The organism is Kitasatospora sp. NPDC004272, assembly GCF_053603035.1.
Genome location: NZ_JBSGET010000006.1, coordinates 1 through 13,937 on the forward strand (window position 1 = coordinate 1; position 13,937 = coordinate 13,937).

Annotated in this window: 11 protein-coding genes; 9 read left to right on the forward strand and 2 right to left on the reverse strand. The window is 76.6% G+C overall.

What is annotated here, in order from left to right; translation table 11 throughout:
* Positions 1–334 precede the first annotated feature (334 nt).
* Positions 335–1,792, forward strand: coding sequence for a helix-turn-helix transcriptional regulator (locus ACWEO5_RS03675; RefSeq protein ID WP_452159752.1), 1,458 nt, complete (start codon positions 335–337; stop codon positions 1,790–1,792).
* Positions 1,793–1,950: 158 nt separating this feature from the next.
* A complete protein-coding gene (locus tag ACWEO5_RS03680) occupies positions 1,951–3,168 on the forward strand; it encodes an MFS transporter (protein WP_452159754.1) in 1,218 nt (405 codons plus the stop codon).
* A 25-nt stretch (positions 3,169–3,193) separates the two neighbouring features.
* On the opposite strand, the gene ACWEO5_RS03685 is transcribed toward ACWEO5_RS03680, so the two are convergent.
* Positions 3,194–3,925 carry a hypothetical protein gene (locus ACWEO5_RS03685; RefSeq protein WP_452159756.1) on the reverse strand — a complete coding sequence of 244 codons (732 nt, stop codon included), beginning with the start codon at positions 3,923–3,925 and terminating at the stop codon, positions 3,194–3,196.
* Between the two features lie 260 nt (positions 3,926–4,185).
* Between ACWEO5_RS03685 and bioB the strand changes: the two genes are divergently transcribed.
* The 7 genes from bioB to ACWEO5_RS03720 all read left to right on the forward strand — a co-directional run bounded on the left by bioB (position 4,186) and on the right by ACWEO5_RS03720 (position 13,424).
* Positions 4,186–5,445 carry a biotin synthase BioB gene (gene bioB, locus ACWEO5_RS03690; protein WP_452159758.1) on the forward strand — a complete coding sequence of 420 codons (1,260 nt, stop codon included), beginning with the start codon at positions 4,186–4,188 and terminating at the stop codon, positions 5,443–5,445.
* Positions 5,446–5,453: 8 nt separating this feature from the next.
* Positions 5,454–6,818 carry an adenosylmethionine--8-amino-7-oxononanoate transaminase gene (locus tag ACWEO5_RS03695; protein WP_452159760.1) on the forward strand — a complete coding sequence of 455 codons (1,365 nt, stop codon included), beginning with the start codon at positions 5,454–5,456 and terminating at the stop codon, positions 6,816–6,818.
* Positions 6,819–6,964: 146 nt separating this feature from the next.
* Positions 6,965–7,696, forward strand: coding sequence for a dethiobiotin synthase (gene bioD, locus ACWEO5_RS03700; RefSeq protein WP_452159762.1), 732 nt, complete (start codon positions 6,965–6,967; stop codon positions 7,694–7,696).
* A gap of 160 nt (positions 7,697–7,856) precedes the next feature.
* Positions 7,857–7,994: a hypothetical protein gene (locus ACWEO5_RS03705; RefSeq protein WP_452159764.1), complete on the forward strand. Its 138-nt coding sequence runs from the start codon at positions 7,857–7,859 to the stop codon at positions 7,992–7,994.
* 162 nt (positions 7,995–8,156) lie between these two features.
* Positions 8,157–10,268, forward strand: a complete 2,112-nt coding sequence (locus ACWEO5_RS03710) for a vWA domain-containing protein (protein WP_452159766.1) — start codon at positions 8,157–8,159, stop codon at positions 10,266–10,268.
* A gap of 43 nt (positions 10,269–10,311) precedes the next feature.
* The gene (gene ligA, locus ACWEO5_RS03715; protein WP_452159768.1) at positions 10,312–12,372 is read left to right on the forward strand and encodes an NAD-dependent DNA ligase LigA; all 2,061 of its coding nucleotides are present in this window, start codon (positions 10,312–10,314) and stop codon (positions 12,370–12,372) included.
* 185 nt (positions 12,373–12,557) lie between these two features.
* On the forward strand, positions 12,558–13,424 hold the full coding sequence (locus tag ACWEO5_RS03720; RefSeq protein ID WP_452159770.1) for a YihY/virulence factor BrkB family protein: 867 nt from the start codon (positions 12,558–12,560) through the stop codon (positions 13,422–13,424).
* 163 nt (positions 13,425–13,587) lie between these two features.
* Here ACWEO5_RS03720 and ACWEO5_RS03725 read toward each other — a convergent pair whose 3' ends face one another.
* Positions 13,588–13,719 carry a hypothetical protein gene (locus ACWEO5_RS03725; RefSeq protein WP_452159772.1) on the reverse strand — a complete coding sequence of 44 codons (132 nt, stop codon included), beginning with the start codon at positions 13,717–13,719 and terminating at the stop codon, positions 13,588–13,590.
* Between the last annotated feature and the right edge of the window lie 218 nt (positions 13,720–13,937).

The following is a 13,937-nucleotide window of genomic DNA, read 5'->3' on the forward strand; positions in this document are numbered from 1 at the left end:
CGACGGCCTCACCGCGGAGTGACCGCCCCCGGCCCGTCCCACCCGTCCCCCGCGTCACCTGAGCACCGTCCGCACCGCCCCGGCGTGGGAGAGTGACCGGCACGCCGCGCTGGCCGCCGACGCCGACGACCCGCGCACCGCCCGGGACGCGGCCCGGGCCGCCGTCGGCGCCCGCCTGCGCGGCGAGCACGCGCTCGCCGCCGAGCTCTCGCTGCTCGCCGCCCGGCGCACCCCGCCCCGGGACACCGCCCTGCTCAGCGAACGGGCGCTGACCGCCGCCCGCGACGCGGCGCACTACGGCGACCTGGCCCGCGGCCGCGCCGCCGCCCGCCTCGTGCTGGAGCACGACACCAGCCCCGCCCGGCGCGTGGAGACCCTCATCGCCCTGATCGACGCCAGCGGGCAGCACCTCCAGGCCGCGGACCGGCTGTTCGCCGAAGCCCTGCACGCGGCGGCCGACCACCCCGGCCTGGCCTCCCAGGTCCTGATCCGCCAGTCCGCCTGGGCCAACGTCAACGCCGGCGACCCCCACCGGGCGTGCGCGCTGGCCGAACGGGCCGCCGCCCTCGCCGCGACCGCCGGCGACAGCGCCGCCACCGCCATGGCCCTCACCCTGCAGGCCCGCTTCCAGCGCATCCTCGGCCACCCCGCCGCCGCGGCCACGCTGGCCCGCGCCCTGGCGCTGCCCCGCGACCCGCACACCCCCGCCAACGGCACGCCCCAGCACCTGGCCGCCCGCCACGCCCTCTTCGACGACCGCCCCGACCACGCCCGCGCCCTGCTGCTGCCCCTGCTCGTCGAGGCCGAACGCGCGGCCGACGCCGAGGCCACCGTCGACGTCCTGCGCAGCCTCGCCGAGACCGAACTGCGGGCCGGGCGCTGCGCCCGGGCCCTCGACCACGCCCACCGCGCCCAGGCCCTCACCGACCGCACCGCCCTGTCGCCCGCCCCCGCCTGCTACACCTCCGCCCTGGTCGAGGGCGCCGCCCGCAGCACGGAGGCCGCCCTCGCGCACGCCCGCCGCGGCATCGACACCGCCCGCCACGAGGACAACAAGGTCTTCCTCTCCCGCAACCTGCACGTCCTCGGACACCTGCTGCTGGCCACCGGCCGTCCGAAAGAGGCCCTGGAGCCGCTGGCGGAGGTCCGCGTCCTGGAGGAGGGGCAGCAGGTCCGCGACCCCTCCGTGCTGCGCTGGCACGCCGACCTCGCCGAGGCGCTGATCGCCGTCGGCCGCCTCGACGAGGCCGAGGACCTGCTGGCCGACACCCGCCGCACCGCCGCCGACCTCGGCCGGGCCTGCGTCCTCCCCGGGCTCGAACGGGCCGCCGCCCTCCTGGACGCCGCGCACGGCGACTGCGACGGGGCCGCCCGGCGCCTGACCGACGCGGCCGGCCGCCTGCGCCACCTCCCCCTCGAACGCGGCCGGACCCTGCTGGCGCTCAGCCAGACCGAACGCCGCGGGCGCCGCCGGGCCGGCGCCCGGGCGGCGGCCCGCGAGGCCGCCGACCTCTTCGCCGCCCACCTGGCCGGCCCCTGGGCGGACGCCGCCGCCCGCGTCCTGCACCGCCTGGAGCCCGGCCCGGCCGGGGACGGTGCCCGGCCCCGCCTCACCGGCGCCGAGGAACGCTGCGCCCGCCTCGCCGCCGCCGGCGCGAGCAACCGCGACATCGCCGCTGACCTGACCGTCAGCGTCAAGACGGTCGAGGCGACCCTCACCCGCGTCTACCGCAAGCTCGGCGTGCGCTCGCGCGTCCACCTCGCGCACGCCGTCGGCCCGGCGCTCGACTGACCGGCCGCCTCCGGTCGGCAACGGTCGACAACGGGTCTTCGGGGAGGGCGAGTTGCCGGAACGGGCCTTCCGGTTCCGGCGATTCTGGATACAGTGTGTCCGGAATAATTCAGGACCTCGGATGTCCTGGATACCGCACGCCCGAAGGGACCCCTCCGGTGACCGAAGCGCTCAAGGCCCCACCCGCACCGACCCCCGCCGCTCCCCCCGCCGGGGCCGGCCTCGGCCTCGCCGCCGTACTCGCCCTGGGCACCTTCGCGGTCGGCACCGACGCCTTCGTCACCGCCGGGTTCCTGCCCGCGATGGCCGCCTCGCTGCACGTGTCGACCTCGGCCGCCGGACAGTCGGTGAGCCTGTTCGCCGCCGGGTACGCGCTCGCCTCGCCGCTGCTCGCGGTCGCCACCGCCCGGCTGCCCCGGCGCACCCTGCTGGTCGGCGCGCTGGTGCTGCTGGCCCTCGCCAACGCGCTCACCGCGCTCGCCCCGAACTACCCGGCGCTGATGGGCGGACGGCTGCTCGCGGCGCTCGGCGCGGCCGCGTTCACCCCGACGGCGGGGGCGACCGCGGCGGCGCTGGTCCGGCCCGAACGGCGCGGCCGGGCCCTCGCGGTGGTGATCGGCGGGCTGACCGCGGCCACCGCGCTCGGCGTCCCGCTGGGCCGGGTGGCCGCCGTCGGCCTGGGCTGGCGGGCCGCGCTGGGCGCGGTCGCCGCGCTGACCGCGCTGTGCGCGCTCGCGGTGCGCCTGACCCTGCCCGCGCTGCCCGGCACCGAACCCGTCCCGCTGCGCACCCGGCTGGCCGCGCTGCGCCGTCCCGGGGTGCTCACGGTGCTGCCGCTGACCGTGCTCGGGATGGCCGCCTGCTACGTCCCGTACTCCTACAGCGTGCCGGTGCTGGACGCCGTCGGGGTCTCCGGGCGCACCGCGGTGGTCGCCGCGCTGGTGCTGTACGGGGCCGGCGCGGTGGCGGGGAACCTGCTGGCCGGACGGCTGGCCGACCGGCGCGGGCCGGTGCGGGTGCTGACCGCCGGGTACGCGGCGATGGCGGTATCGTTCACGGTGCTGGCGGCCCTGGCGGCCGGGCACGCCCGGGCAGGGATCGCGGCGGCCGGGGTGCTGGTGTTCCTCTGGGGCGCGAGCAGCTGGTGCCAGACCCCGCCGCAGCAGCTGCGCCTGCTGTCCGCCGCCCCCGAGCAGGGCGCGCTGCTGGTGTCGCTGAACGCGTCCGGCATCTACCTGGGCATCGGCGCGGGCAGCGTGCTGGGCGGGCTGGTGCTGCCGCTGGGCGCGGCCGCGGTGTACGCGCTGGCGGCGGTGCTGGCGCTGGCCGCCGGGGTGCTGCTGCGGACCACCGCGCACCGCGCGGCCGGCGGCTGAACCCGTACCGTTCCCGGCCGGTCCGCTACATCCACATGAAGGGCTGGCCGGCGACGGCCGCGGCGGACCGGTTGCTGTCCTTGAGCACCTCGTCCGGCGTCCCGCCGGGGCGCTGGTCGCGGTAGCGCGAGACGGTCAACGTGATGTGGTGGCCGACCAGTTCGACCTTGGCCACCGACATCGGCTCGGCGTCCCCGGCGGGCGGCAGCACCTCGTCCGGGTAGGTGAACCCGAAGTCCGCGACCTTCTCCCGGACGACCGGCAGCGCCTTGGCCGCGGCGCCCGCGTCGAGGAAGCGCAGCACCGTGACGCTGGAGACCACCGGCTGGTCGGCCCGGGTCAGCGCGACCCCGATCCAGCCCTGGCAGGCCAGGTCCGCCAGCACGTCCCGGCCCCGGTCCCGCTGCACGTCCTTGCAGTCCGCGCCCTCCCGGGAGGCCGAGCGGCGCGCCCGGTAGCCGTCGTACTCGTAGGCCCGCTGGGCGGGGAAGTACCGTTCCGCGACGAAGGACTGGGACTCCGTCAGCGGCGGCGCCGGCTGCCCCGCGGCGGCCGGCGCGGCGGCGGGCTTGTCCCCGGCGGGAGCCCCGGACGCGTCCCCCTGGTGCGGGTTCGAGACCACCCAGACGCCGCCGGCCGCGAGCACCGCGACGGCGCCCCACAGCGCGGCCAGCCGCCGCCGCTCGCCGGCCGCCCGGTGCCCGGCCGGCGGCTGCTCGTCGTCCGCGCGCGCGGGCGCGTCCCGCTGGATGGTCATGGCGCAGATTGTAAGCAGTTGATCGGACCGTCCTTCCTTCGGGTCGGTCGCACCCGCACTCCTGACCGCTCCCCGCCGTCCCGGGCCGCCCCCGTCCGCCCTTCTGCGCTCTCCGCTCCGCCCTTCCCCCCTCTCCGATCGGCCCGGAGGCCGGGCGGTCACCGTGGGCCGCGACACTGTGACAACTCGCACAGCCTGCGGGCGATCTTCTGGCGGGTTCCCTCTGGCGGACGCCGGGGCGGGGCGGGCAGGATCGGGCCATGGACCTCCTCGACATCCTCACCGACAAGGGCCTCCGCCGGGAACTTCCCACCCGGGAGGAGGCGCTGGCCGTGCTGGCCACCGGCGACGACGAACTGCTGGACGTGGTCGCGGCCGCCGGGCGGGTGCGCCGGCGGTGGTTCGGCCGGCGGGTGAAACTGAACTACCTGGTGAACCTGAAGAGCGGGCTGTGCCCGGAGGACTGCTCGTACTGTTCGCAGCGCCTCGGCTCGAAGGCGGAGATCCTCAAGTACACCTGGCTGAAGCCGGACCAGGCCGCCGAGGCGGCGGCCGCGGGCGTCGCGGGCGGGGCCAAGCGGGTGTGCCTGGTGGCCAGCGGGCGCGGGCCGACGGACCGGGACATCGACCGGGTCGCGGACACCATCGCGGCGATCAAGGGCGCGGACGAGGGCGTCGAGGTGTGCGCCTGCCTGGGCCTGCTCTCGGACAACCAGGCCGAGCGGCTGAAGGCGGCCGGCGCGGACGCGTACAACCACAACCTGAACACCTCCGAGGCCACCTACGGCGACATCACCACCACCCACACCTACGCGGACCGGGTGGACACCGTCACCAAGGCGCACGGCGCGGGCCTGTCGGCCTGCTCGGGCCTGATCGCGGGCATGGGCGAGAGCGACGAGGACCTGGTCGACGTGGTGTTCGCGCTGCGCGGGCTGGACCCGGACTCGGTGCCGGTCAACTTCCTGATCCCGTTCGAGGGCACCCCGCTGGCGGAGGAGTGGAACCTCACCCCGCAGCGCTGCCTGCGGATCCTGGCGATGGTCCGGTTCGTCTGCCCCGACATCGAGGTGCGGATCGCCGGCGGCCGCGAGGTGCACCTGCGCTCGATGCAGCCGCTCGGCCTGCACATCGCCAACTCGATCTTCCTCGGCGACTACCTGACCAGCGAGGGCCAGGCCGGGCAGGCCGACCTCGACATGATCAAGGACGCCGGGTTCGAGGTGGAGGGCGCCGGGCAGACCACCCTCCCCCGCCACCGGGTCACCGCCGGCGCGGGCGCGGGCTGCGGCGGCCACCAGGAGCAGCCGGGCGGCTGCGGGACGGGCGGCGGCTGCGGCACCGGCTGCGGCCCGTGCGGCGGCCACGGCGAGGTTCCGGAAGCCGGCGCGGCCGCGACCGACGCGGCTGGCGCGACCGACGCGGCTGGCGCGACCGGCGCCGCCGAGGACGAGGCGCGCACCGACCTGGTCCGGGTGCGCCGCCGCGGCGCGGGCACCGAGCTGGCCCCGAACGCCTGATGCACCTGATGGAACGTCAGAACCACCTGGACGCCGCCCGGTTGCTCGAACTGGACCGGGCGCACGTCTGGCACCCGTACGGCCCGATGCCGGGAACGGTGCAGCCCTTCGTGGTGGAGTCGGCCGCGGGCGTGCGCCTGCGGCTGGCCGAACCGGTGGGCGGGCACCGGGAGTTGGTGGACGGCATGTCGTCCTGGTGGGCGGCGGTGCACGGCTACCGGCACCCGGTGCTGGACGCGGCGGTGCGCACCCAGCTGGACTCGATGAGCCACGTCATGTTCGGCGGCCTCACCCACCGTCCGGCCGTCGAACTCGCGGTCAGACTCGTCGAGTTGACGCCGGAGCCGCTGCAGCACGTGTTCCTCGCCGACTCCGGTTCGGTGGCGGTCGAGGTCGCCCTGAAGATGTGCCTGCAGTACTGGCGCTCGCTCGGCCGCCCGGAGAAGCACCGGGTGCTGACCTGGCGCGGCGGCTACCACGGCGACACCTTCCACCCGATGTCGGTCTGCGACCCCGAGGGCGGGATGCACCACCTGTGGGGCGGCGTGCTGCCCCGGCAGCTGTTCGCCGACGAGCCGCCCGCCGGGTACGACGCCCCCGCCGACCCGGCGTACCTGGCGCACCTGGCCGAGCTGATCGGGCGGCACGCGGGCGAACTGGCCGCCGTCATCGTCGAACCGGTGGTGCAGGGCGCCGGCGGGATGCGCTTCCACTCCCCCGCCTACCTGCGCGCGCTGCGGGAGCTGTGCGACGCGCACGACGTGCTGCTGGTCTTCGACGAGATCGCCACCGGCTTCGGCCGCAGCGGCGAACTCTTCGCCGCCGACCACGCGGGCGTCTCCCCCGACGTGATGTGCCTGGGCAAGGCGCTGACCGGCGGCTACCTGACCCTGGCCGCCACCCTGTGCACCGGCCGGGTCGCCGAGGGCATCTCGCGCGGCGAGGTCCCGGTCCTGGCGCACGGGCCGACCTTCATGGGCAACCCGCTGGCGGCGGCCGTCGCCAACGCCTCGATCGACCTGCTGCTCTCGCAGGACTGGCGCGGCGAGGTGCGGCGGATCGAGTCCGCCCTGCGCACCGCGCTCGCGCCCTGCGCCGGACGGCCCGGCGTCGCGGACGTCCGGGTGCTGGGCGCGATCGGCGTGGTGCAACTGGACGCCCCCGTCGACATGGCCGCGGCGACCCGGGCCGCCGCCGAACAGGGCGTCTGGCTGCGGCCGTTCCGCGACCTGATCTACACCATGCCGCCGTTCGTCACCGCGGACGCGGACGTCGCCGCCATCGGCCGGGCGATCGCCGCAGCGGCGGCGGCCTCCACCGCGACCCACGCCGACACTGCCGTCGGCACCGGCACCGGCACCGGCACCGGCTAGGCCACCGGGCCACCGGGCCACCGGGCCGGACGTACCTGGTGGCCGTCCGTTCCGGCCCCGCCCCGTCCGTCGCCGACCTGCTCGCCTACCGTCCCGTCCGCCCCACCCCAGCACCCCCAGCACCCCCAGCCAGGAGCACCAACGCCATGTCCCGCGTCCTGTTCGTCACCGGCACCGGCACCGAGGTCGGCAAGACCCTGACCACCGCTGCCGTCGCCGCGCTCAGCCCGGGGCCGGTCGCGGTGCTGAAGCCCGGCCAGACCGGGTTGGGACCGGACGAGCCGGGGGACGCCGCCGAGGTGGCCCGGTTGGCCGGGCCGCTGGTGCGGGCGGTCGAGCTGGCCCGCTACCCGGAGCCGCTCGCGCCCGAGACGGCGGCCCGCCGGGCCGGGCTGCCGGCGCTGGACCCGGACGACGTGGCCAAGGCCGTGGCCGGTCTGGCCGCCGAGCACGACACCGTGCTGGTGGAGGGGGCGGGCGGGCTGCTGGTGCGCTACGACGGGCGGGGGCGCACCCTCGCCGACCAGGCGCTGGCCTGCCGGGGCCTCGGCCTGGAGGTCGGGTTCCTGCTGGTCGCGGCGGCCGGCCTGGGCACCCTGAACGCCACCGCGCTCACCGCCGAGGCGCTGGGCCGGCGCGGCCTGCCGCTGCACGGCGTAGTGATCGGCTGCTGGCCCGCCGTCCCGGACCTCGCCACTCGCTGCAACCTCGCCGACCTCCCGGCCGCCGCCGGCGCCCCGCTGCTCGGCGCCCTCCCGTCCGGTGCGGCCGCCCACACCCCCGCCACCTTCCGGCCGTTCGCCGCCGCCGCCATCGCCCCGTCCCTGGGCGGCAGTTGGGACGCCGCCGCGTTCGCCGCCGCCCACCGCCCGGCCTGATGGACGACCTCCCCGACGCCGCTCACGCCCTGCGCGGGGCCTCCGCTCCCCCGGGCAGGCGCTGGAGTTCGTCCGCTGGCCGGCCGCCGCCTGGACCGACCGTCCGCCGGCCCCGGAGGACGGCTGCCCGGAGGCCGAACTCGCCGCCGTCGAGGCCCGGTTGGGCTTTCCGCTGCCCGCCGCCCTGCGCTCCGGCTACGCCCTGTTCGGCCGCCGGGACGACCTGACCCGCAACCAGGACCCGCTGGTCCCGCCGTCCGCCCTGCACGCCGACCTCCCGGCCGCCTGGGTCCGCTGACCGGCCCGCACCGCCGCTCCCACCGCATCCGCCGCCGCACTCGCCGCATCCGCCACCGCACCCACCGCGTCCGCTCCGGTGACGCGCCCGCGTGGCATCCCCGGGCGCCCGGCGGACTGGCATAGCGTCGGGCCGACCTGCGGCGCGACGAGAGGATCAACGATGCGACGGGCCACCGTGACGACTTCCGCCCTGGCCGCCCTGGCCGTACTCGGTGCGGTCGGGGCCGCCCCCGCGGCGGTGCCCGGGCCCGGGGCGGGCGAGGCGGTGGTGACGGTGCGCACGGGCGGGGACCGGACGGGCGCGCAGTCCGTGGGGCCGCTGGCGGGCGTCCGGCTGGGGCTGTTCGCGGCGGAGGGGGACGCGGCGCCGGTCGATCCGGGGTGGGGCGTGTGCGTCTCGGACGCCGACGGCGACTGCTCCTTCCGGGTGCCGGACACCGGCCCGGGCGGGGCCAACGCGGGTCGGGAGCTGACGGTGCGGCAACTGGACGGCGGGGTCCCGGCGGGCTGGTTCGCCAATCCGGCGCTGCGGACGGGCCCGGGCAGCGGCTCGGACTCGGTGGCCTCCCCGTACGTCTTCCGCACCCCGGCGCTGACCGCCGGGAACACGTACCGCTCGACCGCCGACTTCATGATCAGCGACGACTACCGGAACCTGCCGACGGCCTCCGGCGGGGTGTGGCAGAACTCGCGGAACAATCCGCCGCTGCCCGCGCACTGCGGGCTGGACGTCGCCCTGGTGCTGGACCTGTCGGCCTCGGTCGGCAGCGAGCTGCCCTTCCTGAAGGCGGCCGCGGACCACTTCACCGACGCGCTGACCGGCACGCCCTCCCGGCTGGCGGTGTTCTCCTTCGACCAGGCGTCCCCGGCGACCAGCGTGAGCGCGAACCACCCGGAGCTGCACCCGGTGTCGACGCCGGCGGGCGCGGCGGAGTTCAAGTCGCTGTACGCGGACTGGACGCTGGGCAAGGGCACCAACTGGGACACCGCGCTGTGGTCGGTGGCGCGGGCCGCCCCGGTGTACGACGCGGTGGTGGTGCTGACCGACGGCAACCCGACCCGGTTCGCGGACGACGCCCAGGGCGACGGCTCGCGGACCCACTTCCGGGACGTCGAGAACGGCGTCTTCTCCGCCAACGCGGTGAAGGCGGAGGGCAGTCGGCTGATCGCGCTGGGCGTCGGCAAGGGCGTCGAGGGCGTCTCCGGACTGAACCTGCGGGCGATCTCGGGGCCGACCGCGTACACCGACGGCGGCGACCTGACCGCGGCCGACTACTTCCAGACCAAGGACTTCGCCACCGCCGGGCAGCAGTTGCACGACCTGGCGCTGTCGCACTGCGACAACAGCGTGACGGTGGTCAAGCAGCTCGTCCCGGCCGGCACCACCGGCGAGGACACCACGGGCGCGGTGAACGCCCCGGCGGGCTGGACGTTCGGGGCGTCGACCGGCACGCCGGGCGTCGGCGGGCTGCCGCAGGAGCTGACCACGACCGACGACGGGACGGGCTCGGTGGTCTTCCAGCCGGAGCTGGGCGAGCGGCCGTCCGCCTCCCTGGACATCAGCGAACTCCAGCACGACGGCTACGAGTTGGTCACCAAGGACGGCAAGAACGCGGTCTGCGTGAACCTCGACACCGGGCAGCCGGTGGACGTCTCCGACACCGGCACGGCCGACCGCCCCGGGTTCGCCCTGGAGCTGCCCCGGCTCGCCGCGGTCAGCTGCACGGTCTACAACCGGCCCGCCGCCGCCCCGGCCGGGGCGGACCTGACGGTGGACAAGACCTGGCGGATCGACGGCACCGTCCACCCGGAGGGCGGCCAGCCCGCCGGGTTCACCGCCACCGCCTCGCTGACCGGGCCGGACGGCGCCGCGGCCGCGCCGCAGCCGTGGGGCACCGCGCGCACCGGCTACCGGATCGGCGACCGGGCCACCATCACCGAACGGACCGAACTCGCCGATCCCGCCTGCACGTTGACCGACCGGCGGATCACCGCGCTGAACGGCGCCCCGGTCGACCTCCCGCTCGGCAGCGCGCTCACCCTCGACACCGCGCACACCCGGGCCGAGGTCACCAACACCGTCGAGTGCCACCGCACCGGCCCGTCCCCGTCGCCCTCGCCGTCCCCCGTCCGCCCGGGCGGCGGGCACCTCGCCGCCACCGGCAGCGGAGGCGCCTCCGTGCTGCTCCCGGCCGCCGGCGGCGCCGCCCTCGCGGGCCTCGCCCTGCTGGCCCTGCGGGCACGGCTCGACCGGCGGCGCGACGACGGCTGACCGACCGGTCGGAACCGGTCGGTTGTCAGTGCCGGACGGAAGGATGACGGTCATGAACAAGGCCGATCTGCTCTCTTCCGGCGACTACGCCGACGCCGTTGCCACTGCCGCGCGGGCCGCCGCCGCCTACTACGCGGACGGGACGACGACCCTCGGGGACGACGAGTACGACGCGCTGGCGCGGGCGATCGCCGCGTACGAGCAGGCGCATCCGGAGCAGGTCTCGGAGCAGTCGCCGACCGGCAAGGTCGCGGGCGGCGCCGCGGTGGGGGACGTGCCGCACTCGGTGCCGATGCTGTCGCTCGACAACGTGTTCTCCGGCGAGGAACTCGCGGACTGGGCGGCCTCGTTGGAGCGCCGGCTGGGTCGGGCGCCGGCCGGCTGGTGCGTGGAGCCGAAGTTGGACGGCCTGGCCGTCGCGGCCCGGTACGAGGGGGGCGTGCTGCGCCGGGTGCTGACCCGCGGCAACGGCCTCGCGGGCGAGGACATCACCCACACGGCGGGGGACGTGCTGGGCCTGCCGGCCGTCCTGGCCGAACCGCTGGACGTCGAGCTGCGCGGTGAAGTCCTGCTGACGCACGCCCAGTTCGAGCGGGCGAACGAGGTCCGCACCGCGCACGGCGCGGTGCCGTTCGCCAATCCGCGCAACGGCGCCGCGGGCACGCTGCGGGCCAAGGACCGGCCGTACCGGATCGAGTTGACCTTCTTCGGGTACGACGCGGTGGGCCTGGACGAGGAGTTGGCGCACAGCGCGCTCCTGGCGCGGCTGGCGGCGCTCGGGGCGAACACGGCCGCCTCCACGGCGGCCGCGCCGCTGCGCTGCGCGGGCGTCGAGGAGGTGCAGCGGCGGGTCGAGGAGATCACCGCGCTGCGGTCGGAACTCCCGTTCGGCATCGACGGCGTGGTGGTGAAGGCGGACGACGCGGCCGACCAGGCGCAGGCCGGTTCGGGTTCGCGGGCACCGCGCTGGGCGGTGGCCCGCAAGCTCGCGGCGGAACACAAGGTGACCAGGCTGCTGGCGGTGGAGTGGGCGGTGGGCCGCACCGGCATCATCGCGCCGCGCGCCGTGCTGGAGCCGGTGGTGATCGACGGCGTGACGGTCTCGTTCGCGACGCTGCACAACCCGGCGGACATCGAGCGGCGCGGCCTGATGCTGGGCGACCGGGTCTTCGTCTACCGCGCGGGGGACGTGATCCCGCGGGTGGAGGCGCCGCTGGTGGCGGAGCGCACCGGCGAGGAGCGGCCGATCGTCTTCCCGGCCGCCTGCCCGCGCTGCGGGGAGGCGATCGACACCGGCGAGCAGCGCTGGCGCTGCGTGCGGGGGCGCAACTGCCAGACGGTGGCGTCGATCGTCTACGCGGCGGGCCGCGACCAGCTGGACATCGAGGGCCTGGGGTCGACCCGGGCGGTGCAACTGGTGGAGTCCGGGCTGGTCCGCGACCTGGCGGACGTGTTCACGCTGACCCGCGAGCAGCTGCTCTCGCTGGAGCGGATGGGCGACACCAGCACCGAGAACCTGCTCGCGGCGATCGAGACCGCCCGCACCCGCCCGCTGAACCGGGTGCTGTGCGCCCTGGGCGTGCGCGGCACCGGGCGCAGCATGTCGCGGCGGATCGCGGCGCACTTCGGCTCGATGGCGGCGATCCGGGCGGCGGAGGCGGAGAGCCTGGCGGCGGTGGAGGGCATCGGCCCGGAAAAGGCCCGCCTGGTGGTGTCCGAACTCGCCGACCTCACCGATCTGTTGGACCGCCTGGCCGAACTCGGCGTCGGCACCCAAGTCACCGAGCCCACCGCCCCGGCGCCCACCGCCGAGCCCGCCGAGGACGCGGCGGCCGGGGCCGCCGGCCCGCTGGCCGGCCAGGCCGTGGTCGTCACCGGCGCCATGACCGGCCCGCTGGCCGCCCTCTCCCGCAACGAGGTGAACGAACTCGTCGAGCGCGCCGGCGGCAAGTCCTCCTCCTCGGTCTCCAAGCGCACCACCCTGCTGGTCGCGGGCGAGAAGGCCGGCTCCAAGCGCACCAAGGCCGAGGAGCTGGGCATCCGGATCCTGACCCCGGAGGAGTTCGCCACCCTGGTCGCCGACCACCTGCCCGTCGCGGCCTGAACCGCCCCCGGTCGGTTCGCCACCGGTCGGTTCGCGCCGGTCGGTTTCGCGCCGGGCGGGGCGGGCATCCGGTCCGGGCGACCGGTACGGCGCGTTCGGCTTTCAGTGGGTGGGGGTCTGCGGTGGCTCGGTCGCCGGAGGGGGACAGACGTTGGTGGCGGGCGTTGCGGCGCACGCCGTTGAGGATGTGGAACGACGACATCACCGACTTCGCGGCGGCGCTGACGTACTACGCCGTCCTGGCGATCCTTCCGGCGCTGCTGGCCACGGTGGTGGGCTTCGCGCTGATCAGTCCGGCGGCGGCCCGGGAGGCGGCGGTACGGCTGGCGGCCCTGGTGCCCGGTCAGGCCGGCGCGGAGGTGGGCGGGGCGCTGTCCCAGGCGCTGGGGGGCGGTTCGGCCGGGTGGACGCTGCTGGTGGCGGGCACCGGTAGCGCGCTGTGGTCGTGCTGCAGCTACCTGGCGGTGTTCCGGCGGGCGCTGCACCGGATGCACGGCACCAGCGACCGGCGTTCCCCGTTGCGCAAGGCCCCGCGGATCGTGGTGACCGCGGCGGTGCTGCTGGTGCTGCTCGCGGTGAGCGCCCTGGCACTGATCCTGAGCGGCCCGGTCGCGGAGGGGGCGGGCCGGGTGCTGCACCTGGGCGGGACGGCTCCGCTGGTCTGGTCGGTGGTCCGCTGGCCGGTGCTGCTGGTGGTGGCGGCGGCGCTGGTGCTGATCGTCTTCCGGACCGGCCCCGAGGCGGCCTGGCGGCGCTGGGGCAGCCTGCCGGGCGGCACGCTGGCGGCGGCGCTCTGGCTGGTCTTCTCGGCGGGTTTCGCGCTGTACACCAGCGTCCTGGGCACGTACAGCCACCTGTACGGTTCGCTGGCGGGGACGGTGGTGTTCCTGATCTGGCTCTGGCTCTCCAACCTGGCACTGCTGGCGGGCGCGCAGTTCACGGCGGAACTGCGCCGCGCCGCCGCGGAGCGCCCCGTCCGGCCGGAGGAGCGCGGCGCGCTCGGACCGGCGGGGGAACCGCCCGCCGACCTGCCCTCCCGCGCCGGGGGGTAGGGCCGGTTCCGAACGGGACGGGCGCCTTCGCTGCCGTCAGCTGACCGACGCCCCCGACCGGCGCTTCGACACCGTGCCGACGGGCCCGGGCGCCCACCGCCCTGGGCTGGACGCGGGCATCCCCGGCCCGTACCCGCGCCTGGAGCAGTACGCGGTCTCCGGTTCACTGCCCGGCGTGGACGGCCCGGCCGTGCGCCGGGTGCGCTCCGACCCGCTCGGGCTGGTGCGGGAACTGAAGCGGCAGCCCGACGGCGGCGATCTCCGGCTGTGCGGCGGTGGCATCCTGGCCGCTCAACTGCTCCCCGAAATCGACGAGTTGGCGCTGAAGCGGTGCCCGGTGGTGGCGGGCGGCGGCCTCCCGCGTTCGTCGGGCCGCTGCGCCCGCGCCCGTTCGCCCCGGTGGAGAACCCCACCTTCCGCCACGGCGGCACCGTCACCACCTACCGCCCCGCCGGGTAACGTGGCTCCACCGGGCCCGACCGGGTGCCGGGCCGCACGAGGGGGATCAACGCA